This window comes from Streptomyces sp. P9-2B-2, from assembly GCF_030406865.1.
GTDB lineage: Bacteria > Actinomycetota > Actinomycetes > Streptomycetales > Streptomycetaceae > Streptomyces > Streptomyces platensis.
In genome coordinates, this window is sequence record NZ_CP129126.1 from 1,964,007 (window position 1) to 1,987,950 (window position 23,944).

18 protein-coding genes are annotated in these 23,944 nt (G+C 71.0%); 7 read left to right on the forward strand and 11 right to left on the reverse strand.

Annotation, left to right across the window (positions count from 1 at the left end; translation table 11 throughout):
- Positions 1-29: 29 nt before the first annotated feature.
- The 3 genes from QT196_RS08495 to metH form a co-directional block, all read right to left on the reverse strand.
- Positions 30-1,637 (reverse strand): ABC transporter substrate-binding protein, encoded by a 1,608-nt coding sequence (locus QT196_RS08495; protein ID WP_168478336.1) that lies wholly within the window; start codon positions 1,635-1,637, stop codon positions 30-32.
- 362 nt (positions 1,638-1,999) lie between these two features.
- A complete protein-coding gene (locus QT196_RS08500) occupies positions 2,000-2,713 on the reverse strand; it encodes an HAD family phosphatase (RefSeq protein WP_266735960.1) in 714 nt (237 codons plus the stop codon).
- A 246-nt stretch (positions 2,714-2,959) separates the two neighbouring features.
- Complete coding sequence (gene metH, locus QT196_RS08505) at positions 2,960-6,469, reverse strand: methionine synthase (protein WP_168478338.1); 3,510 nt, start codon at positions 6,467-6,469, stop codon at positions 2,960-2,962.
- Positions 6,470-6,731: 262 nt separating this feature from the next.
- On the opposite strand from metH, the gene QT196_RS08510 reads away from it, so the two are divergent.
- The 6 genes from QT196_RS08510 to QT196_RS08535 all read left to right on the forward strand — a co-directional run bounded on the left by QT196_RS08510 (position 6,732) and on the right by QT196_RS08535 (position 13,717).
- Positions 6,732-7,496: an IclR family transcriptional regulator gene (locus QT196_RS08510; RefSeq protein WP_290354678.1), complete on the forward strand. Its 765-nt coding sequence runs from the start codon at positions 6,732-6,734 to the stop codon at positions 7,494-7,496.
- A gap of 229 nt (positions 7,497-7,725) precedes the next feature.
- On the forward strand, positions 7,726-8,514 hold the full coding sequence (locus tag QT196_RS08515) for an MIP/aquaporin family protein (RefSeq protein WP_168478339.1): 789 nt from the start codon (positions 7,726-7,728) through the stop codon (positions 8,512-8,514).
- A 49-nt stretch (positions 8,515-8,563) separates the two neighbouring features.
- Positions 8,564-10,105 (forward strand): glycerol kinase GlpK, encoded by a 1,542-nt coding sequence (glpK, locus tag QT196_RS08520; protein ID WP_290354679.1) that lies wholly within the window; start codon positions 8,564-8,566, stop codon positions 10,103-10,105.
- 2 nt (positions 10,106-10,107) lie between these two features.
- Positions 10,108-11,712 carry a glycerol-3-phosphate dehydrogenase/oxidase gene (locus QT196_RS08525; protein ID WP_168478341.1) on the forward strand — a complete coding sequence of 535 codons (1,605 nt, stop codon included), beginning with the start codon at positions 10,108-10,110 and terminating at the stop codon, positions 11,710-11,712.
- A 211-nt stretch (positions 11,713-11,923) separates the two neighbouring features.
- Positions 11,924-12,985, forward strand: a complete 1,062-nt coding sequence (locus tag QT196_RS08530) for a hypothetical protein (RefSeq protein WP_290354680.1) — start codon at positions 11,924-11,926, stop codon at positions 12,983-12,985.
- Positions 12,986-13,045: 60 nt separating this feature from the next.
- Complete coding sequence (locus tag QT196_RS08535) at positions 13,046-13,717, forward strand: FadR/GntR family transcriptional regulator (protein WP_168478343.1); 672 nt, start codon at positions 13,046-13,048, stop codon at positions 13,715-13,717.
- 124 nt (positions 13,718-13,841) lie between these two features.
- Here QT196_RS08535 and QT196_RS08540 read toward each other — a convergent pair whose 3' ends face one another.
- The 8 genes from QT196_RS08540 to QT196_RS08575 all read right to left on the reverse strand — a co-directional run bounded on the left by QT196_RS08540 (position 13,842) and on the right by QT196_RS08575 (position 22,555).
- Complete coding sequence (locus QT196_RS08540) at positions 13,842-14,633, reverse strand: 3-oxoacyl-ACP reductase family protein (RefSeq protein ID WP_211117317.1); 792 nt, start codon at positions 14,631-14,633, stop codon at positions 13,842-13,844.
- A 150-nt stretch (positions 14,634-14,783) separates the two neighbouring features.
- Complete coding sequence (locus tag QT196_RS08545; protein ID WP_290354681.1) at positions 14,784-15,665, reverse strand: amidohydrolase family protein; 882 nt, start codon at positions 15,663-15,665, stop codon at positions 14,784-14,786.
- Positions 15,666-15,688: 23 nt separating this feature from the next.
- Positions 15,689-16,690: an aldo/keto reductase gene (locus tag QT196_RS08550; protein ID WP_266735949.1), complete on the reverse strand. Its 1,002-nt coding sequence runs from the start codon at positions 16,688-16,690 to the stop codon at positions 15,689-15,691.
- A gap of 12 nt (positions 16,691-16,702) precedes the next feature.
- On the reverse strand, positions 16,703-17,737 hold the full coding sequence (locus QT196_RS08555) for an ABC transporter permease (RefSeq protein WP_168478346.1): 1,035 nt from the start codon (positions 17,735-17,737) through the stop codon (positions 16,703-16,705).
- Entirely contained in the window at positions 17,734-19,329 is a 1,596-nt protein-coding gene (locus QT196_RS08560; protein WP_168478347.1) for a sugar ABC transporter ATP-binding protein, read from the reverse strand. Before QT196_RS08560 ends, QT196_RS08555 begins: the two co-directional genes overlap by 4 nt.
- A gap of 4 nt (positions 19,330-19,333) precedes the next feature.
- A complete protein-coding gene (locus QT196_RS08565; protein ID WP_290354682.1) occupies positions 19,334-20,362 on the reverse strand; it encodes a sugar ABC transporter substrate-binding protein in 1,029 nt (342 codons plus the stop codon).
- A gap of 55 nt (positions 20,363-20,417) precedes the next feature.
- Complete coding sequence (locus tag QT196_RS08570; RefSeq protein ID WP_266735946.1) at positions 20,418-21,215, reverse strand: SDR family oxidoreductase; 798 nt, start codon at positions 21,213-21,215, stop codon at positions 20,418-20,420.
- Complete coding sequence (locus QT196_RS08575; protein WP_168478350.1) at positions 21,212-22,555, reverse strand: enolase C-terminal domain-like protein; 1,344 nt, start codon at positions 22,553-22,555, stop codon at positions 21,212-21,214. The genes QT196_RS08570 and QT196_RS08575 overlap by 4 nt, the downstream gene beginning before the upstream one ends.
- Before the next feature lie 261 nt (positions 22,556-22,816).
- Between QT196_RS08575 and QT196_RS08580 the strand changes: the two genes are divergently transcribed.
- A complete protein-coding gene (locus tag QT196_RS08580; RefSeq protein WP_168478351.1) occupies positions 22,817-23,935 on the forward strand; it encodes a PAC2 family protein in 1,119 nt (372 codons plus the stop codon).
- The last annotated feature ends 9 nt before the right edge of the window (positions 23,936-23,944 follow it).

A 23,944-nucleotide genomic window follows, 5' to 3' on the forward strand; every position in this document is an offset into this window, starting at 1 on the left:
GGTGTGCTGCATGGGTGGGATCCGCCGGCTCAGTCGGCGACGCCGCGGCTGAGCTCCCAGATCTGTAGCCCCGATGCGGAGTTGAGGGCCCACTCGAGGCCGGTGATGTCATCGCGGGCGGCGACGTACTGCTTGCCCTGCCAGAGCGGGAGCAGCGGTACGTCGTCGGCGATGATGTCCTGCGCCTGCTTGAAGTCGGATCCCGCGGCGTTGCGGTCGGACTGCTGGCGGCTGGACGGGATCAGCTGCGACTCGATCTTTCCGTTGCGGTAAGGGGAGCCGAGGAAGTTCTGCTTGCCGATGAAGGGCGCGATGTAGTTGTCGGCATCCGGGATGTCCGGGAACCAGCCCATGTTGTAGACGGAGTACTTGCCGTCGAGGGCGTCGGTGCGGAACTGCTGCCAGCTGTCGATGCCCTTGATGCTGATGTCGAAGAGCTTGGTGCGGTTGAGCTGGCTCTGCAGCGCACGGACCTCCTTGACGGTGCTGGATCCGTAGTGGTTCGTGGTGTACGTGAGGGTGAACTTCACCGGAGAGGTGATGTGCGCGTCCCGCAGCGTCTTGCGGGCGGCCCCGGCGTCGGGGTTCCCGTACTTGTTGAAGAACGAGTTGATGTGCCCGGTGAGGCCGGTGGGCACCATCGAGAACAGCGGGTCGCCGGTGTAGCCGTAGACGTTCCGCACCAGGTCCGAGCGGTTGATGAGCTGCGCCATCGCCTGCCGTACGGCCTTGTTGGAGACGGCCGGGTCCTTGGTGTTGAAGGCCAGGTAGCGGATCTCCTGACCGGGCATCTCCTGGAGCCTGATGCCCTTGTCGCGGGCCTTCTCCAGGCCCTTGACCTGGTCGGGCGCCAGACCGCGGTTCATCACGTCGATGCTGCCCTTGCGCAGCGCCTTCTCCGTGGACACCGAGTCGTCGAAGAAGCGCATCTCGACCTTTTCGTTCTTCGCCGTCACCCCGCCCTTGTAGGTGGGGTTCTTGGTGAAGAAGGCCTTGGTGATGCGGTTGTCGCTGCGCTCGGTCTTGAGGGTGTACGGGCCGGAGCCGACCACGTTGAAGCCGCTGTAGAGGCGGCCCTTCGGGTACACCTCGGGGTCGACGATGGCCGCGGCGGGCGTGGTGAGCTTCTGCGGGAAGGTGGCGTCCGGCTTCTTGAGGTGGAAGACCACCTCGGAGTCGCTGGGCGTCTCGACCTTGTCGATGCCGTCGAGCAACGACACCGGACCATTGGTGTTGTTGATGGTCTTCATGCGGTCGATGGAGAACTTGACGTCCTGCGCCGTCAGGGCATGCCCGTTCGAAAACTTCAGGCCGTCGCGCAGAGTGCAGCGGTACTGCTCGTTCTGGGTGTCACGGAACCCGCAGGACCGGGCGGCCTCGGGCACCGGGGCGGTCCCGGACCGGGGCAGCCGCAGCAGCGTCTGGAGCGTGCTGCGCATGACGTTCCACGCGTCGACGTCGTAGGCCTGCGACGGGTCGAGCGGCGCGGGGGCCGCCTTCGTCGCCTCGATGTGGGTGGCGACACCCACGACGATCGGATCGACGCCCTCGCCGGCACCGTCCGAGCTGCCGCAGGCAGCAAGAACAGGGGCGAGGAGACCGGCCAGCGCCGGCAGCACCAGGGTCTTGCGATTCATCGTCGGCAGGTTCCTTATCAGCGCAGAGGTGTTGCTCGCGTCGACATTAGTAGGAACGGCCAGCCGCACTGGGACTCAATGGAGTTGTATCGATATGGCACCTGGATAACGATGGCAACCTGCTCGATATCCGGACGGCGGAACGATTCACACGTTGCCCCACCAATCCGGACAGTTACCCCCGGACAAAGCACCCCGGAGACCCCCTGGAACACCTGTGGGGCCCGCTGTCGACGGCCTGGCACGTGAGAAACGTCACGCGTTCAAGGATCCATGGCGAAGCAACAATTCAGTCAGTGCATTCGTCACGGAAAATGAGCGGGCCGCTCCACTCGGTTCCCGTCGCCTTTCCCGGAGCACGCTCAGTGCACGGTTCCACGGCTTTCCGTGATGAGCGTCCGGAGAAATGGCAGATCAACTTCTTCCAGCGAACGGACGACCGTACGCCCCAGGGCCGGCGGGATCGGCGTCACCGAGGGCACCGCGACGACCGGGCAGCCCGCCGCCTCCCCCGCCGTCACCCCGGTCATGGTGTCCTCGATGACCGCACAGCACGCCGGGTCCGCCCCCAGCCGCGCGGCGGCCGTCAGATACGGGTCGGGGTGCGGTTTGGTGCGCTCCAGGTCATCGCCGGCCAGGGTCAGCCGGAAGTTCTCCGGACCGAGGGAGTGCAGCATCTGGTCGACGACGGCGCGGTGCGAGGCGGAGACCAGGGCGGCGGGGATCCCGTGCGCGGCCAGCTCGGCCAGCAGCCTGCGGGCGCCCGGCATCAGCGGGACACCACGCCTGATCCGCGCCAGGAAGGCGGCGTTGAGCAGCACGCTGAGCTCGGTCAGGCTGATGTCGACGCCGGTGGCCTGAATCAGATAGCCGGCACTGCGGGTCATCGGACCGCCCACCACGACCTCGCGGTGCGCGTCGTCGAGGATGTGCCCGAGTTCGGCGAAGACCTCCGCCTCCGCCTCCCACCAGAAGCCCTCGGTGTCGACGAGGGTGCCGTCCAGATCGAGGAATACGGCCTGGAGGGTCGCGGCTTCGGCCGTGCGGGTGCCGACTGCGGGGATGCTGCTGGTCATCCATCCACCTCCAACTGCGACGTCCCCCAAGGGACGAAAGGGCCGGTCGTCACCCCCGGCTGGGGATACGACCGGCCGCCACCGGACCGATAAGTGTACGACGGTACGCCCCGGAATGCGTGGTGATACAGGTCAGGGTCGTCCCGGGGAGTATCCCGGGACGACCCTGACCTGCTCACGCAGAGTTACCGCATGGTGCTGCCGTGACCGGAGCCGTGCCGGGGCTCCGGTCAGGGCGTCCGCCCGTTACCGCGCGTTGAAGTACTTGGCTTCCGGGTGGTGGATGACGATGGCGTCGGTGGACTGCTCCGGGTGGAGCTGGAACTCCTCGGACAGCTCGACCCCGATCCGCGCCGGCTCCAGCAGGTCGGCGATCTTGGCGCGGTCCTCCAGGTCGGGGCAGGCACCGTAGCCGAGCGAGAAGCGCGCGCCCCGGTACTTGAGGGCGAACATGTCCTCGACGTCCTGGGGGTCCTCGCCGGCGAAGCCCAGCTCGGCGCGGACCCGGGCGTGCCAGTACTCGGCCAGCGCCTCGGCCAACTGGACGGACAGGCCGTGCAGTTCGAGGTAGTCGCGGTAGGAGTTGGCCTCGAAGAGTTCGGCGGTGGCGCCGCCGATCCGCGAGCCGACGGTGACGACCTGGAGGCCGACGACATCGGTCTCGCCGGACTCCTCCGGGCGGAAGTAGTCGGCCAGGCACAGCCGCCGGCCGCGGCGCTGGCGGGGGAAGGTGAAGCGGGTGCGCTCGGTGCCGTCCTCGTGCAGCAGGATCAGGTCCTCGCCCTTGGACACACAGGGGAAGTAGCCGTGCACGACGGCGGCTTCGAGCAGGTTCTCGGTCTGGAGCTTGTCGAGCCAGCCGCGCAGCCGGGGGCGGCCCTCGGTCTCCACCAGCTCCTCGTACGTCGGCCCCTCGCCGGTGCGGGCCTGCTTGAGGCCCCACTGGCCCTTGAACAGCGCGCCCTCGTCCAGCCAGGACGCGTAGTCCGCCAGCTGGATGCCCTTGACGACGCGGGTGCCCCAGAACGGCGGGGCCGGCACGGGGTTGTCGATGGCAACGTCGGAGCGCACCGCGCCCTCGGGCTCCTCGACCTCCAGTGCGGCGGTGTCCCGCTTGGGCACCCGGCGCTGCTTGAGCTCGGGGAGGCTGGCGCCGGGCACCCCGCGCTTGACCGCGATCAGGGCGTCCATCAGGCGCAGGCCCTCGAAGGCGTCCCGGGCGTAGCGGACCTCGCCCTCGTAGATCTCGTGCAGGTCCTGCTCGACGTAGGCGCGGGTGAGGGCGGCGCCGCCCAGGATGACGGGGAAGTCGGCCGCCATCTTGCGCTGGTTGAGCTCCTCCAGGTTCTCCTTCATGATCACCGTGGACTTGACCAGGAGCCCGGACATCCCGATGACATCGGCCTTGTGCTCCTCGGCGGCTTCCAGGATCGCCGAAACCGGCTGCTTGATGCCGAGGTTGACGACGTTGTAGCCGTTGTTGGACAGGATGATGTCGACGAGGTTCTTGCCGATGTCATGGACGTCGCCGCGGACGGTGGCCAGCACGATGGTGCCCTTGCCCTCGTCGTCGGACTTCTCCATGTGCGGCTCCAGGTAGGCCACCGCGGTCTTCATGACCTCGGCGGACTGGAGCACGAACGGCAGCTGCATCTGACCGGACCCGAACAGCTCACCGACGACCTTCATGCCCGCCAGGAGGGTCTCGTTGACGATGGCGAGCGCGGGCCGCTCCCCCAGCGCCTCTTCCAGGTCCGTCTCCAGGCCGTTCTTCTCGCCGTCGATGATGCGCCGCTGGAGGCGCTCGTCCAGCGGCAGCGCCAGCAACTCCTCGGCCTTGCCGGCCTTCAGGGACTTGGCGGTGGCGCCCTCGAACAGCTCCATCAGCTTCTGGAGCGGGTCATAGCCCTCGCTGCGCCGGTCGTAGATCAGGTCGAGGGCGGTCTTGACCTCTTCCTCCTCCAGACGCGCGATCGGCAGGATCTTGCTCGCGTGCACGATCGCCGAGTCCAGACCGGCCTTGACGCACTCGTCGAGGAACACGGAGTTCAGCACGATCCGGGCGGCCGGGTTCAGACCGAAGGAGATGTTCGACAGGCCCAGCGTCGTCTGGACCTCCGGGTGACGCTTCTTCAGCTCCTGGATCGCCTCGATGGTGGCGATGCCGTCCTTGCGGGACTCCTCCTGGCCGGTGCAGATGGTGAAGGTCAGACAGTCGATGAGGATGTCGCACTCATGAATGCCCCAGTTGCCGGTCAGATCGTCGATCAGCCGCTCGGCGATGGCGACCTTGTGCTCGGCGGTGCGGGCCTGGCCCTCCTCGTCGATGGTCAGCGCGATCAGCGCCGCACCGTGCTCCGCGGCCAGCTCCGTGACCTTCGCGAACCGCGACTCGGGCCCGTCCCCGTCCTCGTAGTTGACGGAGTTGATCACCGCGCGGCCGCCGAGCTTCTCCAGGCCCGCCTGGATGACGTTCAGCTCCGTGGAGTCCAGCACCACGGGCAGGGTGGAGGCGGTGGCGAAACGGCCGGCCAGCTCCTCCATGTCCGCGACGCCGTCCCGGCCGACGTAGTCGACGCACAGGTCGAGCATGTGGGCGCCCTCGCGGATCTGGTCGCGGGCCATCTCCACACAGTCGTCCCAGCGCCCGTCCAGCATCGCCTCGCGGAACTTCTTCGACCCGTTGGCGTTGGTCCGCTCGCCGATCGCGAGGTAGGAGGTGTCCTGGCGGAAGGGCACGGTCTGGTAGAGCGACGCGGCGCCCGGCTCGGGGCGCGGCTCACGCGGCGGCGGGGCGATCCCGCGGACCCGCTCGACGACCTGGCGCAGATGCTCGGGGGTGGTGCCGCAGCAGCCGCCGACCAGCGACAGGCCGTACTCGCTGACGAAGGTCTCCTGCGCGTCGGCCAGCTCGGCCGCGGACAGTGGATAGTGCGCGCCGTCCTTGCCCAGGACGGGCAGGCCCGCATTGGGCATACAGGCGATCGGCACCCGGGAGTGCCGGGCCAGGTAGCGCAGATGCTCGCTCATCTCGGCCGGGCCGGTGGCGCAGTTCAGGCCGATCATGTCGATGCCCAGCGGCTCCAGCGCCGTCAGCGCCGCGCCGATCTCGGAGCCCAGCAGCATGGTGCCGGTCGTCTCGACGGTGACCGAGCAGATCACCGGGAGGTCGCTGCCGGTGGCCTTCAGGGCGCGGCGGGCGCCGAGGATGGCGGCCTTGGTCTGCAGCAGGTCCTGGGTGGTCTCCACCAGCAGCGCGTCCGCACCACCGGCGATCATGCCCTCGGCGTTCTGCTGGTAGGCGTCACGCAAGGTGACGTACGGGGCGTGGCCCAGCGTGGGGAGCTTGGTGCCGGGGCCCATCGAGCCGAGCACATAGCGCTGCTGCCCGGTCGAGGCGGTGAACTCGTCGGCGACCTCGCGGGCGATGCGGGTGCCGGACTCCGACAGCTCGAAGACCCGCTCGGGGATGTCGTACTCGGCAAGCGCGGCGAAGTTCGCGCCGAAGGTGTTGGTCTCCACGCAGTCGACACCGACCGCGAAGTACTCCTCGTGCACGGACCGCACGATGTCGGGACGGGTCACATTGAGGATCTCGTTGCAGCCCTCCAGCTGCTGGAAGTCCTCCATGGAGGGGTCCTGCGCCTGAAGCATGGTGCCCATCGCGCCGTCGGCGACCACCACCCGCGAGGCCAGAGCCTCCCGCAGTGTTGTGGCGCGGGGCGTGTTGACGGACGTTGGCGTGTTCGAGGCCATGGAGATGCTCCCGTGGTTGCGACGGCTGTCGGCTTTGCACCCTCCTTCAGAGGGCGCACCCGGCCAGCGTAGCTGCCGGTCCGGTACACGTGTTCCCCGTTTCACGCCCTGGACAGCACCACTCCACCCCGCTGCCTGCACCACCCTTGATCGTTGGCAGACTCCGGTTGCGCCTATCAAGTATCTCGAGATCGCTGACTTGAGTCGGCATGGGCCGATATCGTTCAGCATTGTCGAACCGCATACTTCCGGAGGTTGCCCGATGGCACGCACCATCCAGTCGCTGGAGCGCGCCGCAGCGATGCTGCGGCTGCTCGCAGGAGGGGAACGGCGGCTGGGGCTCTCCGACATCTCCTCCTCGCTGGGACTGGCGAAGGGCACCGCGCACGGCATCCTGCGCACGCTCCAGCAGGAGGGCTTCGTCGAGCAGGACGCCGCCTCCGGCCGCTACCAGCTGGGCGCGGAGCTGCTCCGGCTGGGCAACAGCTACCTGGACGTGCACGAGCTGCGCGCCCGCGCCCTCGTATGGACCGACGACCTGGCCCGCTCCAGCGGTGAGGCGGTCTACCTGGGCGTGCTGCACCAGCAGGGTGTGCTGATCGTCCACCACGTCTTCCGTCCTGACGACAGCCGGCAGGTGCTGGAGGTGGGCGCGATGCACCCGCTGCACAGCACCTCGCTGGGCAAGGTGCTGTGCGCCTACGACCCGGTCGCGCACAGCGAGATCGTCGAGGCGGAGCGGGAGGCGATCACCCCGCGCACGGTGACCGGGCTGGGCGACATCGAGGGGCTGCTGGACCTGACCCGGGCCCGCGGCTGGGCCGCGGACGTGGAGGAGACCTGGGAGGGCGTGGCCTCGGTGGCCGCTCCGATCCATGACCGGCGGCGGATGCCGGTGGGCGCGGTGGGCATCACGGGGGCGGTGGAGCGGGTCTGTAATGACGGCGAACTGCGGCCGGAAATCATCGCTGCCGTGAGGGATTGCGCACGCGCCGTATCCCGTGATCTTGGTGCAGGGCGATTCTGACCGGATTCACCCCATAAGTTCACCTAAGTTTTTCGCCACGGAACCCTTGACGGGGTTCTACCGGTGAACAAAACTGCCGTTCGTCGGTCGGCATTGTCGAACACCTAACGGCAATATTCGCTATGGTGGGGCATTGCCGCGGGCCGACCACCGCCCTCTAGGAGGGCGCGGACCACCGGACGGGACCCGGGGTTCGCCTTCCCCTGGACGAAGGACAAAGGAGTCGCGGGTGTCCAGCTCCGACATCTTCATCAGCGAGACCATCGGTACCGCTGTTCTGATCTTGCTCGGCGGTGGCGTCTGCGCCGCCGTCACATTCAAGCGCTCCAAGGCGTTCAACGCCGGATGGGTCGCCATCGCCTTCGGGTGGGGCTTCGCCGTCCTCACGGGTGCCTACATCGCCGCGAAGTCCGGCGCACACCTCAACCCTGCGGTCACCATCGGTGTCGCCATCAAGGGCGGCATCGAGTGGAGCCAGGTGCCGGTCTACTTCGCCGGCGAGATGCTCGGCGCCATGATCGGCGCGGTGCTGGTGTGGGTCACCTACCTCGGGCAGTTCCAGGCCCATCTGAGTGACCCCGAGGTCCTGGCCGACCACACCACCGAGGAGGGCCTGGTCGACCCGACCGCCGCTCCCAAGGCCGGACCGGTGCTCGGCATCTTCTCCACCGGCCCGGAGATCCGGAACGCGGTGCAGAACCTGGCCACCGAGATCATCGCCACCACGGTGCTCGTGCTGTCGATCCTCACGCTCGGTCTGAGCGACAACGGCAAGGGCGTCGGCGTCATCGGCACGCTCCTGGTCGCGCTGGTCGTCACCGGTATCGGTCTGTCGCTGGGCGGTCCGACCGGATATGCCATCAACCCGGTCCGTGACCTCGGCCCGCGCATCGTGCACGCACTTCTGCCGCTGCGGAACAAGGGCGGTTCAGACTGGGGCTACGCCTGGGTCCCGGTCGTCGGCCCGCTGATCGGCGGAGCCATCGCCGGTGGTATCTACCAGGTGGCTTTCGCCTGAGCCGCCTGACCGCCCCGACTCCGCCCGCACAGACTTCTTGGAGCACACCATGAGCGACACCCCCAGCACCGCCTCCCACGGGCACGGCCCGTTCATCGCGGCCATCGACCAGGGCACCACGTCCAGCCGCTGCATCGTCTTCGACAAGGACGGCCGGATCGTCTCGGTCGACCAGAAGGAGCACGAGCAGATCTTCCCGAAGCCGGGCTGGGTGGAGCACGACGCCACCGAGATCTGGACCAACGTCCAGCAGGTCGTCGACAGCGCCGTTCACAAGGCCGGGCTGACCGCCGCCGACGTCAAGGCGATCGGTATCACCAACCAGCGCGAGACCACCGTGATGTGGGACCGCACCACCGGTGAGCCGGTCCACAACGCGATCGTCTGGCAGGACACCCGCACCGACGCGCTCTGCAAGGAGCTCGGCCGCAACGTCGGCCAGGACCGCTTCCGCCGGGAGACCGGTCTGCCGCTGGCCTCGTACTTCGCGGGCCCGAAGATCCGCTGGCTGCTCGACAACGTCGAGGGCCTGCGCGAGCGCGCCGAACGCGGCGACATCCTCTTCGGCACCATGGACTCCTGGGTCATCTGGAACCTGACCGGCGGGGTCGACGGCGGCGTGCACGTCACCGACGTCACCAACGCCTCGCGCACCATGCTGATGAACCTCCACCGCCTGGAGTGGGACCCGAAGATCCTCGCGTCGATGGAGATCCCGGCGGCCGTGCTGCCGGAGATCAAGTCGTCCGCCGAGGTCTACGGCAGCACGGCCGGCGGTGTGCTGGCCGGTGTGCCGGTCGCCTCGGCTCTCGGTGACCAGCAGGCCGCGCTGTTCGGCCAGACCTGCTTCGAGCAGGGCGAGGCCAAGTCCACGTACGGCACCGGCACCTTCATGCTGATGAACACCGGCCACGAGCCGGTCAACTCGTACAACGGACTGCTGACCACGGTCGGCTACCGCATCGGCGCCCAGCAGCCGGTCTACGCCCTGGAAGGCTCCATCGCCGTCACCGGCTCGCTCGTCCAGTGGATGCGCGACCAGATGGGGCTCATCAACAGCGCGGCCGAGATCGAGACCCTGGCCAGCACGGTCGAGGACAACGGCGGCGCGTACTTCGTGCCGGCCTTCTCCGGCCTGTTCGCCCCCTACTGGCGCTCGGACGCGCGCGGCGTCATCGCGGGCCTGACCCGCTATGTCACCAAGGCGCACATCGCGCGCGCCGTACTCGAGGCCACCGCCTGGCAGACCCGCGAGATCACCGACGCCATGACCAAGGACTCCGGCGTCGAGCTGACCGCGCTCAAGGTCGACGGCGGGATGACCTCCAACAACCTGCTGATGCAGACCATCTCGGACTTCCTGGACGCCCCTGTGGTGCGCCCGATGGTCGCCGAGACCACCTGCCTCGGCGCTGCCTACGCGGCCGGACTGGCCGTCGGCTTCTGGTCCAGCACCGACGAACTGCGCGCCAACTGGCGCCGGGCCGCCGAGTGGACCCCCCGGATGGATGCGGCCACCCGTGACCGCGAGTACAAGAGCTGGCTCAAGGCCGTCGAGCGGACCATGGGCTGGATCGAGGACGAGGAGTAAACATGAGCACCCTGCAGAGCGTCCCGGCACTCGGGACGCACCCGGCCAATGGTTCGCACGCGAGCCGCGCCGAGACTCGGGAGCAGCTTTCCAAGGCGACATACGACCTCCTGGTGATCGGCGGCGGCATCCTGGGCATCTCCACCGCCTGGCACGCCGCACAGGCCGGACTGCGGGTTGCCCTGGTGGACGCCGGTGACTTCGCCGGCGCCACCTCCTCCGCCTCCTCCAAGCTGCTGCACGGCGGTCTGCGTTACCTCCAGACCGGCGCGGTCAAGCTGGTGGCGGAGAACCACTTCGAGCGTCGTGCGGTGTCCCGCCAGGTGGCACCGCACCTCGCCAACCCCCTGACCTTCTACCTGCCCGTCTACAAGGGCGGCCCGCACGGCGCCGCCAAGCTGGGCGCGGGCGTCTTCGCCTACTCGGCGCTGTCCGCGTTCGGCGACGGCGTCGGCCATGTCATATCCCCGGCCAAGGCGGCGCGCGACGTGCCGGAGCTGCGGACGGACAACCTCAAGGCCGTGGCCGTGTACGGCGACGACCAGATGAACGACTCCCGGATGGCCCTGATGACCGTCCGTGCGGCGGCCGCGGCCGGCGCCACGGTCCTCAACCACGCCGAGGTCACCGGACTGCGCTTCACCCAGGGCCGGGTCACCGGTGCGGAGCTCAAGGACCGCATGGAGGGCGAGGAGTTCGGGGTCAACGCCCGCCTGGTCCTCAACGCCACCGGCCCGTGGGTGGACCACCTGCGCAAGATGGAGGACGCGAACGCGGCCCCCTCCATCCGGCTGTCGAAGGGCGCGCACCTGGTCCTCAAGCGGACCGCGCCCTGGAAGGCGGCGCTGGCCACCCCGATCGACAAGTACCGCATCACCTTCGCCCTCCCCTGGGAGGACATGCTGCTGCTGGGCACCACGGACGAGGAGTTCGAGGGCGACCCGGCGGATGTCGCGGTCACCGAGAAGGACACCGCCCAGATCCTGGACGAGGCGGCCTTCTCCGTCCGTGACCAGCAGCTGTCGCGCGATCTGATCACGTACTCCTTCGCGGGTCTGCGGGTGCTGCCCGGCGGCCCCGGCGACACCTCCAAGGCCAAGCGCGAGACGGTCGTCACCGAGGGCAGCGGCGGCATGCTGTCGGTCGCCGGCGGCAAGTGGACGACCTTCCGGCACATCGGCCGTACGGTCATGAACAAGCTCGCCGCGCTGCCCGGCCACCCGCTGGCCGAGGACATGGAGCCGATCGCGCATCTGCCGAAGAAGCTCCCGCTGCCCGGTATCGCCAACCCGAACGCGGTCGCGCACCGGCTGCTGGTCGACGGCGGCACCCCCGGCCCGCGGATGGCCCCGGAGACCGCGCGGCACCTCGCCACCCACTACGGCTCGCTGTCCTTCGACATCGCCCGGCTGGCGAACGACAACCCGGCGCTGGCCGAACGCATCCACCCCGACGCCCCGGAGATCTGGGCGCAGGTCGCCTACGCCCGCGACCACGAGTGGGCCGAGACGGTCGACGATGTGCTGCGCCGCCGTACGACCCTGATGATCCGCGGCCTCGACACGGAGGACGTCCGGGCCAAGGTGAAGGACATGCTGGCGGGCTGACGCCGGCACAGCACGGCTGAAAGCAGCTGCAAGCGACTGACGGCACGCCACGGCGTGTGCAGCGCGTGACGATGGGGCGGGCCACGGGGCCGCCCCATCGTCATATCCGCGTGCGGAGCGGGGCGGGGCGGCCATCGGCGGTGACTGTCAGTGGCGGCTGCGATGATGTGCGCAGGAATCAACGGGGGTTCCGGAACGGGGGAAGTCCGGTATGCGGCGGCGGGGGACGACACAGGCGCGGCCACGGTGGCGGCGGGCGGTGAAGTGGGCGGCCTGGACGGTCGCGGTGCTGATCGTGCTGCCGGTGACGCTGGCGGGGACCGCGCTGCGCGCCCAGTACGCGGGCGAGGCCGCTCCGGAGGCCAGTACCCGTGGGCGCGACGCGCTCTGGCTCGGGCATGCCTGGGTGGACGGCCGGCGGGACGCCTCCGACGTGGCGGCGCTGCGCCGCCGCATCCAGGGCACCGGCATCCGTGATCTGTACGTCCACGCCGGGCCGTTGGAGCACGACGGCACCCTGCCGCCCGCCCGTAAGGCCTATCCGCGGGCCGGCCGGCTGATCTCCGCGCTGCACCGCGCGCTGCCGTCGGTGCGGGTGCACGCCTGGCTGGGCGACCGGCTGGTCTACGAGCCGGGCGAGCGCGGCGGGCTCCGGCTGTCGGACGCCGCGGCCCGTGCGGCGATCGTGGCGAGCGCCCGTCAGGTGCTGGCGGCCGGGTTCGCCGGGGTCCATCTCGATCTGGAGCCGCTGCACTCCGGCAACGCCGACTATCTGCGGCTGCTGGACCGGCTCGGGCCGGCGGTCCGGGGCCGGGGTGCGGTGCTCTCCGTCGCCGTCCACCAGATCGACCCGCTGCCCGGACTGCACACCGTCAGCGGTGCGCTGACGGGCCACCGCAAGTGGATATCCCAGCGGTTCTTCGGGCAGGTGGCGCGCCGGGTCGACCAGATCGCGCTGATGTCGTACGACACCGGGCTGCCGGCCGAGAGCCTCTACGGCGGTTATGTGGCGCAGCAGACCCGGCTGGCGCTGGCGGCGACGGGGCCGCACACCGATCTGCTGATGGGGCTGCCGTTCTTCCACACCGAGAGCGTCGGCCATCACGCCTCGGCGGAGACGGTACGGGCCGCGGTGCGGGGCATACGTCTGGGGCTGACCCGGGAGGAGCCGGGCCGCCGGAGGTTCGGTATGGCGCTGTATGTCGACTTCGCCGCCACGGACGAGGACTGGGCCGCGTACGGGAAGGGCTGGGGCCGGCGGCACCGGTCATAATGGGCGGCCAGACATCGGATGTCTGGGCGGCATCCGGGCGGGTCCAGCGGGGAGGTCGGCATGGCGGTCACCGACGAGGCCATCGAGAAGATCAAGGGCATGATCGTCTCCGGGGCGCTGCGGCCGGGCGACCGGCTGCCGAAGGAGAGCGAGCTGGCGGCCGAGCTCGGACTGTCCCGCAACTCCCTGCGCGAGGCGGTGCGCGCGCTCTCCCTCATCCGCATCCTGGACGTGCGCCAGGGCGACGGCACCTATGTCACCAGCCTCGATCCGCAACTCCTGCTGGAGGCCATGAGTTTCGTGGTGGACTTCCACCGCGACGACACGGTGCTGGAGTTCCTCGCCGTCCGCCGCATCCTGGAGCCGGCCGCCACGGCGATGGCGGCCGGCCGGATCGGGACGGGCGAACTGGACACCTTGGAGGCCCAGTTGGACGCGCTGGGGCCGAGCCCCTCGGTCGAGGATCTGGTCGCCTGCGATCTGGAGTTCCACCGGGGGATCGTCGCGGCGTCCGGAAACTCCGTGCTCTGCTCACTGCTGGAGGGACTGTCCGGGCCGACCACCCGGGCCCGGGTCTGGCGGGGGCTGACGCAGAAGGACGCGGTGGCCCGCACCCTGACCGAGCACCGGGCGATCCTCGGCGCGCTGCGCGACCGGGACGCGGAGGCGGCGCGGGCCTGGGCGACCGTGCACATCGCGAGCGTGGAGCAGTGGCTGCGCGCCTCGCTGTGAGACCGGCCGGTATACGGGGCCTGGCCCGGGCGGCGCCGCATCCGGCCGACCACCGCAGCCGCCCGGCCAGCTCAGCCGCCCGCCACCGCATCCGGCCGCGCCCCACGTCGGGCCGCGCCCCCGGTCAGGCCGCGAAGCCGCCGTCCACCGCGATCGAGGCGCCCGTGATGTACCGTCCGCCGTCGCCCGCCAGATGGGCCACGGTCGCCGCGACATCCGAGCCCCGGCCGTAGACCCCCAGCGCGGTGAGCCCGGCCTGCATCGCCGCGCTCTCGCCGTCGGCGGGGTTCATATCGGTGTCGATCGGGCCCGGGTGCACGAGGTTGGCGGTGATGCCGCGCGGCCCCAGCTCCTTGGCCAGGGTCTTGGTCAGACCGGTGAGCGCGGCCTTGCTGGTGGCGTAGAGGGTGCCGCCGGGGAAGGCGACCCGCTCGGCCATACAGCTGCCGATGGAGATGATCCGCCCGCCCTCGGTCAGATGCGCCGCCGCGGCCTGCGCCGCCAGGAACGGCGCCCGGACATTGGTCCACAGCACCCGGTCGACATCGTCGAGGGAGAGGCCCTCGAACGGTCCGAGCACGCCGATGCCCGCGTTGTTCACCAGGATGTCCAGCCGCCCGAACCGGTCGACGGCACCGGCCACCGAGGCCCGGATCTCTTCCGCTTCGGCGCTGTCGGCCCGTACCGCCCAGGCCAGCCCGCCGGCCCGCTCGATCTCCTTGACCACCTGGTCGGCCTGGTCCTGCCCGCTCCGGAAGGTCAGGGCCACCGCCGCGCCGTCGGCGGCCAGCCGCAGCGCGATCGCCCGGCCGATCCCCCGGCTGCCGCCGGTCACCAGGGCCGCCTTGCCGACGAGCGGCCGGGGGCCGTGCGCCGCCGCCGTCGTCTCCGTCAGCACCGTCGCCGTCATCGTCATCACCTTCGTATCGAGTCGTCGTGGCCGGGCGCGGCCGTGCGGAATGCCGTGGCTTCCGTACGGGGCGCACCGGGTCGCGGGGTTTCTCCGCGGTACGACTCGATCTTCCGGCGCGGCGGGAGCCGGGGCTGGCGGAATCCGGACGCCATGTCAGCGGCGGGGCGGCTCGGGTCCCGGTCCCGGTCCCGGCTCCGGCTCCGACGGCACCCCGACCCCGTAGACCCGCCCGGCCGTCCCTCCGAAGACGTCCGACCGTTCCGCCGCCGAGAGCTGCCCGGTGGCCGCCTCGGCGAGCGCCACCACGTCCTCGTAGCCGGCGGCCAGGGTGCACACCGGCCAGTCGGAGCCGAACATCACCCGGCCGGGGCCGAAGGCGTCCAGGACGTGCCGGGCGTAGGGCAGGATCTGCTGCGGCCGCCAGGCGTCCCAGTCGGCCTCGGTGACCAGCCCGGACAGTTTGCAGCTGACGTTCGGCAGCGCGGCGAGGGCGGTGACGGCGTCCGCCCACGGCTGCCACTCCCCCGTGACGACCGGCGGTTTGGCGGCATGGTCCAGTACGAAGGCCAGCTGGGGCAGGGCGCGTACCGCGGTGTGCGCGGCGGGCAGTTCGCGCGGGGTGACCAGCAGGTCGTAGACCAGCCCGGCGTCGGCCAGGACGGCCAGGCCGCGCAGCACGTCCGGGCGGGTGAGCCAGTCGGGGTCCGGTTCGTCCTGCACCTGGTGCCGGATGCCGGCCAGACCGGCGGGCAGCGCCGCGAGGACCTCGGCGAGCGCCGGGTCGCGGAGGTCGGCCCAGCCGACGACGCCGGTGACCGGGCCCTCCCCCGCGGCGAGGGTGAGCAGTTCGGCGGTCTCCTCGTACGAGGACGACGACTGGACGAGGACGGTGCCGTCGACGCCGTGCCCGGTCAGATGCGGGGTGAGGTCGGACAGGCCGTAGCTGCGGCGGATCGGATCGGCCCAGGGCCCGTCCATCCAGGGCTGTTCGCGCCGGCTGAGGTCCCACAGGTGGTGATGGGCGTCGATACGCATCAGGGGCGCGCTCCGGGCATCGCTCAGTCGTTCAGGGGCAGCGGCAGATCGGGGTCGAGCAGGCCGCGGGCGACGAGCGTATGCCACAGCGCGTCGGGGAGGTGATGGGTGAACAGCCGTGCGTTCTCGGCCACTTCGTCCGGTGTGGCGGCTCCGACCACGGCCGCGGCGACGGCAGGGTGCCCGAACGGGAAGCGGAGCGCCGCCGCTTTGAGCGGAACATCGAACTCCGCGCAGACGGACGCAAGTTGACGCGCACGGTCGAGCACCGGGGCAGGCGCCGGTGCGTAGTTGTAGGGCGCGCCGGGTGACGGGTCGGCCAGCAGACCGGAGTTGTAGACGCCGCCGACGACCACCGAGGTGCCGCGGCGCGCGCAGACCGGCAGCAGTGTGTCGAGGGCGGTGCGCTCCAGCAGGGTCCAGCGGCCGGCGCACAGCACCACATCGACATCGAGGTCGGCGACCAGGCGGGCCAGCACATCGCTGTGGTTCATGCCGAACCCGATGGCCCGGACCACCCCTTGTGCGCGCAGCTCGGCAAGGGCGGGGAAGCCGGTCTCGTACACCTCGCGCAGCCGGTCCTCGACATCGTGCAGATAGACGATGTCGACGGTGTCCACCCCGAGCCGGGTCAGGGACGCGTCGAGCGTGGCCCGGATGCCGTCGCGGGAGAGGTCCCACACCCGGGCCCGCGCGGGGGTGCCCACGAAGCCCTCGCCCGCCGCCCGCTCCCCCGGGGCGAGCGGCCGCAGCCGGCGGCCGACCTTGGTGGAGAGGGTGTAGGTGGCGCGGTCCCGGCCGCGCAGTGCCCGGCCGAGGCGCTCCTCGGACAGGCCCACGCCGTAGTGGGGGGCGGTGTCGAAGTATCCGGCGCCGGTGGCGAGGGCGGTGCGGACGACCTCGCGCGCCCGCGCCTCCGGGACGGCACGGTAGAGGTTGCCGAGCGGGGCACAGCCCAGCCCCAGCGGCGGAACGGTGACGCCGGTGTGCCCCAACTCCCTTGGTCCGTACGGCGGATAGCGCATGGCAGCGGGCGCTCAGTCCTGCTTCTCGCCGCTGGTGAAGCGGGAGATGACCAGCGCGACGATGATGATCATGCCGTTGAGGAACTGGGTCCACAGCGGTGGCACCCCGCCCAGCGTCATCACATTGATCACCAGCTGGAGCGTCAGGACGCCGGTGAGCGCGCCGAAGAGGGTGCCCCGGCCGCCCTTGAGGCCGATCCCGCCGATCACCGCGGCGGCGAAGACCTGGAAGATCCAGCCGTTGCCCTGGCTCGCGGAGACCGCGCCGTAGTGGCCGGTGTAGAGAATCCCGGCGAAGGCGGCGAGCACCCCGCCGAGGGCCAGCACGATCCAGGTGAGCCGGTCCACCCGGATACCGGCCGCGCGGGCCGCCTCCGGGTTGCCGCCGATGGCGTACAGCGCCCGCCCGTGCCGGAGGTAGCCCAGGGCCGCGCCGCCGAGCGCGAAGAGGGCGAGGCAGATCCAGACGGCGGCCGGGATGCCCAGCCAGTCGGCCTTGCCCAGATAGGCGAAGGACTCCGGTACGTCGCCGATGGACCGGCCCTCGGAGATCCCCACGTGCAGACCGCGGAGCATGGTGAGCATGCCGAGGGTGGCGATGAAGCCGTTGACCCGCAGGGTGAGCATGAGGAAGCCGTTGGCGGCGCCGACCGCCGCGCCCACGGCCAGACAGAGCGGGATCGCCGTCCAGGCGGGGAAGAGTTCCAGCCCGGCGAAGCGGGTGCCGTGGGCGGGCATCACCAGCCACAGGGCGAGCACCGGCGCCAGGCCGATGGTCGATTCCAGTGAGAGATCCATCCGCCCGGTGATGAGGATCAGCGCCTCGCCGAGCACCAGCAGGCCCAGTTCCGTGGACTGCTGGATGACGCCGATGAGGTTGTCCTGGGTGAGGAACGCGGGCGACACGATGAAGCCGATGACGCCCAGTACGAAGATCACCGGCACCAGGGAGAAGTCCCGCCAGCGGGCTGGTCCGGTCCAGGGCCGGCGGCGCGGCGGCGGCCGGTCCACCGCGTCGGCGGCCGGCGGCGTTGCGGTCTCGGTCATGGCGCGGTTCCTTCCGTTCCTTCCGTGTCCGGTGGGCCCGGTGCGGCGTCCCGGCCGCCGTCCACGCCGGGCGGGTCACCCGGGCCGGGGCCGCCGGCGGCCACCCCCTCCATCGCGGCGACCAGTTCGTGGTCGCGCCAGCCGGCCGGGAATTCGGCGGTCACCCGGCCGTGGAAGACGGCCAGTACCCGGTCGCAGACCCGTAGATCGTCCAGCTCGTCGGAGACGATCACGGCGCCGCTGCCGCCGTCCGCGACCTCCCGTACGACCCCCAGCAGCGCGTCCTTGGACTTGACGTCGACGCCGTTGGTGGGCCGGATCGCGACCAGCACCGCGGGCTCACGGGCCAGCGCGCGGGCGATCACGACCTTCTGCTGGTTGCCGCCGGAGAGCCCGGACACCGGCTGGCCGGGCCCGGTGGTCCTGATGTCGAGTGCCGCGATCATCCGGCGGGCGAACGCCCGGGTCCGGGAGGGCAGTACGGTGCCCATCGGCCCGAGCCTGCCGGTGACCGTGAGGGTGGCGTTCTCGGCGACGCTGCGGCCCGGGATCAGCCCCTCGCGGTGCCGGTCCTCGGGGACATAGCCGATGCCCGCGTCGAGGGCGTGCGGGACGCTGCCCGTACGGACCGGGCGGCCGCGCACCGCGATCCGCCCCGCGTCCGGCGTCCGCAGCCCCACCAGGGTCTCGCCGATCGCGGTGCCCCCGCCGGCCGTGGCGCCCGCGAGCCCCACCACTTCCCCGGCCCGTACGGTCAGGTCGAGCGGCGCGAAATGCCCGTCGAGGGCCAGGGCTTCGGTCCGCAGCACCGGCTCGCCCGTCGGACGCACGCCCGTCCGGGGCTTCCGTACGGCGGCCGTCTCCTCCCCCGTCATCGCCGCCACCAGCGCCTCCTTGGCCAGCCCGGGGACGGGTGCGGTCAGCACCTGCCGGGCGTCACGGAAGACGGTGACGGTGTCACAGAGCTCGTGGACCTCCTGGAGGTGGTGCGAGATGAACAGAAAGGCCACGCCCTGGGCGCGCAGCCCGCGCAGTTTGGCGAAGAGCCGGTCGATGCCGCCCGCGTCGAGCCGGGCGGTGGGCTCGTCGAGGATGATCAGCCGGGCACCGCCGGACAGCGCACGGGCGATCTCCACGAACTGCCGCTGCTCGACGCCGAGATCCCGGATCCGGGCGGCGGTGTCGACCTCGACGCCGTATTCGGCGAGCAGCTCGCGGGCGCGGGTGTGCAGCGCCCGCCAGCGGATGGTCCGCGTGCCCTGGTAGCGGCCCAGGTAGAGGTTCTCCGCGACGGTCAGCTCCGGCACGGTCATCGACTTCTGGTAGACGCAGGCGACCTTGCGCTGCCAGGCGGCGGTGTCGCCCCAGCCGGGCGCCGGTGCGCCGCCGAAGGTGACCCGGCCGGCGTCCGGGCGTGCCATGCCGGTCAGGACGGACACCAGGGTGGATTTCCCGGCGCCGTTGCGGCCGACGAGGGCGTGCGCCTCGCCGGGCCGTACGGTCAGCCGGGCGCCGTCCAGGGCGACGGTGGGCCCGTAGCGTTTGACGATCCCCTCGGCGTGCACCGCCGCCGCCCGGTCGTGGGTCTCCACGGCGCTACTTCTTCTCTAGCTGATTGGCCCACAGCTTCTTGTCGTCGACGGTGTCCTTGGTGACCAGGGGCGCCGGCAGCTGGTCCTCCAGACCGTTCCTGATCTTCACGATGGTGGAGCCGTGATCGGTCGGTCCGGGCCGGAAGGTCTTTCCGGCCAGTCCGGCCCTGGCGTAGTAGAGCGCGTACTTGGCGTAGAGGTCGGCGGGCTGGGAGAGGGTGGCGTCGATCGTGCCGGCCCGGATCGCGTCCAGTTCGTCCGGGATGCCGTCGTTGGAGATGATGGTGATGTGCCCGTCGGAGCCGGCCGGTTCGAGCCGCTTCTTCTGCTCCAGGAGGGCGAGCGTGGGCCGGAGGAAGGCGCCGCCGGCCTGCATATAGATGCCGTCGAGGTCCGGGTGCTGGGCGAGCAGGCTCTGGAGTTTGCCGGAGGCGACCTCGCCCTTCCAGTCCGTGGCCAGCTCATGCACGGTGATCTTGGGGAACTTCTTCTTCATACAGGCGGCGAACGCCTCGGAGCGGTCCCGCCCGTTGATCGAGCTGAGGTCGCCCTGGAGTTCGGCGACCCGGCCCTTGCCGTGCAGCTGCCTGCCGAGGTAGTCGCAGGACTTCTCGCCGTAGGCGCGGTTGTCGGCGCGTACGACCATGTAGACCTTGCCCTCGTCGGGGCGGGTGTCCACGCTCACCACCGGGATCTTCTTCTCCGCCAGCCGTTGCAGCGCGGCGGTGATGGCGCCGGTGTCCTGCGGTGCCATCACGATCGCTTTGGCGCCCTGGTCGGTCAGGGCCTGCACATTGGAGACGACCTTGGCGATGTCGTTCTGCGAGTTGGACAGCGGCAGCGCGGCCGGGCCGCCGTGGTCCAGGTCCTTTTCCAGGTACTGCTGGTAGGAGTTCCAGAAGTCGGTGTCCGTACGGGGCAGATCGATGCCGATCCTGCCGCCCGCGGTGTCACTGCCGCGGTTGCAGCCGGCGAGCGCGGCGATGGCGAGCACCGCGGCACAGGCCGCCGCGCCGGTCGTACGCAATCTCATGGTTGATCCCTCGGTCGTGGTGTGCGGCTCCTACGGCTCTCCCCGGCAGCCCGGTTCACGTGTCCCCCCGCAATCTCACCCCCTGCATCCCCCCGTCCACCGCCAGTGCCGTTCCCGTGATGCCGGAGGCGGACGGGGACGCCAACGAGGCGATGGCGGCGGCCACTTCCTCAGCGGTGACCATCCGGCCCATCGGCTGGCGGGCGTGGAGGGCGGCGCGTTCGGCGGCCGGGTCGTCGGCGTGGTCCAGCAGGCGGCCGACCCACGGGGTGTCGGCGGTGCCCGGGTTGACGCAGTTGACGCGGATGCCCTCGCGGAGGTGGTCGGCGGCCATCGCGAGGGTCAGGGAGAGCACCGCGCCCTTGCTGGCGGCGTACAGCGCGCGCTGCGGCAGGCCCGCGGTGGCGGCGATGGAGCAGGTGTGGGTGATGGAGACCCGGCCCGGGGCGCCGGCCGCAGTGCGGCGCAGGGCCGGCAGCGCGGCGCGGGCGGTGCGCACCAGCCCCAGCACATTGACGTCCAGAACCCGGCCCCACTCCGCGTCGTCGTTGTCCTCGACGGTGCCGATGGCGCCGGTCCCGGCGTTGCCGACGAGGGTGTGCAGGGCGCCCAGCTCCCCCACCGCCTCGCCGACGGCGGCCCGTACGGCGGCGTCGGAGGTCACATCGGCCGTGACCGGGATCGCCCCGGCGGGCGCACCGGCCGGGTCCCGGTCCAGGACGGCGACCCGCGCGCCGCGCGCCAGCAGCAGCGCGGCGGTGGCCGCCCCGATGCCGGAGCCGCCGCCGGTGACGAGGGCGGCCATCCCCTCGAAGTCGGCCGGGTGGTGGCCGGTCCGCGGTCGGTCGCTCATACGGAGACCTCCTGTTCGCCGTGGGGGTGCCGCGGCCGCTGACGGGCACGCCAGACGGGCCCGTCGGGGAAGCGGTGGGCGGCGAGGGACCCGGGTTTCATCCGGGCCGAGAAGCCGGGCGCGGTCGGGGCGCGGTAGCGGCCGCGGTCGATGACGACGGGGTCGCTGAAGTGGTCGTGCAGATGGTCGACGTATTCGATGACCCGGTCCTCCCAACTCCCGGACACCGCCACGTAGTCGAACATCGCCAGATGCTGCACCAGCTCGCACAGCCCCACCCCGCCCGCGTGCGGGCACACCGGCACCCCGTACTTCGCGGCCAGCAGCAGGATCGCGAGGTTCTCGTTGACCCCGGCGACCCGGGCCGCGTCGATCTGTACGAAGTCCACGGCGCCGGCCTGGAGCAGCTGTTTGAAGACCACCCGGTTGGCGACGTGTTCACCGGTGGCGACCTTCACGGGCTGTCCGGAGCGCACCGCGGCATGCCCGAGGACGTCGTCGGGGCTGGTCGGCTCCTCGATCCAGTGCGGGGTCCAGGGCGCGAGCGCGGTCATCCAGCGGACCGCCTCGGCCACGTCCCAGCGCTGGTTGGCGTCGACGGCGATCCGTACGCCGGGGCCGACCGCGTCCCTGGCCAGCCGCAGCCGCCGCTTGTCGTCGTCGAGGTCGGCGCCCACTTTCAGCTTGATCTGGCCGAAACCGTCGGCCACCGCCTCCCTGGCCAGCCGTACCAGCTTGCCGTCGTCGTAGCCGAGCCAGCCGGGCGAGGTGGTGTACGCGGGGTAGCCCTCGGCCTTGAGACGGGCGGCGCGGGCGGCGCGGCCGGGTGCGGCGGCGCGCAACAGGGCCAGCGCCTCGTCGGGGGTCAGCGCGTCGGAGAGGTAGCGGAAGTCGACGAGCGAGACCAGTTCCTCGGGGGTCAGCGCGGCGAGGAACTCCCACACCGGCAGCCCCGCCCGGCGCGCGGCCAGGTCCCAGGCGGCGTTGACCAGCGCCCCGGCCGCCATCTGCATCACGCCCTTCTCGGGGCCGAGCCAGCGCAGCTGGGAGTCGTGGGTGAGGTCGTGGTGCAGGGCGGCGAGATCGGCGGCGGTGGCGGGGGCGGGGCGGCCGACGACGTAGGGCGCGAGGGAGCGGATCGCGGCGGCCATGACCTCGTTGCCGCGTCCGATGGTGAAGCAGAGGCCGTGGCCCGGCGGTCCGCCGTCGGTGTGCAGGACGACGTAGGCGGCGGAGTAGTCGGGGTCCGGATTCATGGCGTCCGAGCCGTCCAGCTGCTCCGAGGTGGGGAAGCGGACGTCGTGGACCTCCAGCTCGGTGACGGTGCCGGTCCCTGCCATGCGCATGCCCCCTGGGATGTTGCGGAAGAACATCGGACCTTTGCCGGACATCCGATGTATAGACCCGCGCGTGAGACCGCGTCCAGACCCCGTACGGAAGTTGAGCCAACGACCCTCGGGACAGGTCGGATGAATCGCCGGCCCTTCCTGCAAAGGGGCTACGGACCGGCGCCGCGGACGCCGTAGTCTTGGGATCGCACGTAATGGAACTGCTGCCGGCAGCCGCCCCAGGCGGCCGGACCGGTCGGAAGGAGGCGCTGGGTGATCGAGCTCGAGGGGGTACCCGAGCTGATCGACCCGGTCATGGTGGCCGCGTTCGAAGGCTGGAACGACGCCGGCGACGCCGCCTCCGCCGCGGTCGCCCATCTCGACCGGGAATGGAAGGGCGAGGTCTTCGCCGCGCTGGACGCGGAGGACTACTACGACTTCCAGGTGAACCGCCCCACCGTCTTCCTGGACGGCGGGGTACGCAAGATCACTTGGCCGACGACCCGGCTCTCCGTGGTGCGTGTCGGCGACAAGAACGGCAAGGGGCGCACGCGCGACCTCGTCCTGGTCCGCGGCATCGAGCCCAGCATGCGCTGGCGCTCGTTCTGCAACGAAATCCTCGGCTTCGCCCATGAGTTGGGTGTGGAGATGCTGGTGGTGCTGGGCTCGCTGCTCGGCGACACCCCGCACACCCGCCCGGTGCCGGTCAGCGGGGTCACCTCGGACGCGGACCTGGCCGCCCGGCTCGATCTGGAGGAGTCCCGCTACGAGGGCCCCACGGGCATCGTCGGCATCCTCCAGGAGGCGTGCACCCATGCCGGTGTCCCCGCGGTGAGCCTGTGGGCCGCGGTGCCGCACTATGTCTCCCAGCCGCCCAACCCGAAGGCCAGCCTGGCTCTGCTCAACCGCCTGGAAGACCTCCTCGACGTCCGTATCCCGCTGGGCGAGCTGACCGAGGACGCCCGCGCCTGGCAGCTGGGCGTGGACCAACTGGCCGCCGAGGACAGCGAGGTCGCCGAGTACGTGCAGTCGCTGGAGGAGGCGCGGGACACCGCGGATCTGCCGGAGGCGTCCGGCGAGGCCATCGCCCGCGAGTTCGAGCGCTATCTGCGCCGCCGCGACCCGCAGTCCGGTCCGGGCGTCGCGACCGAGGGCGGGCCGGCCGACGGCCGCGACAGCTCCTACCTCCGCGACACCACCAGCGGCCGCACCCGTCCGCCCCGCCCGGTCTCCAAGGAGCCCCGCGAGCCGAAGACCGGCGACGAGACGGCGACGGGACCGAAGGACACGGCCAAGGGCAACGACACATCGGAGAGCCCGGATGCCGCGGGCGGCACGGACCCGGCCGACTGCCCGGGGCCGGAGGACGGCTCGGAGAGCAGCGGAAGCTGAGCGCCGGGG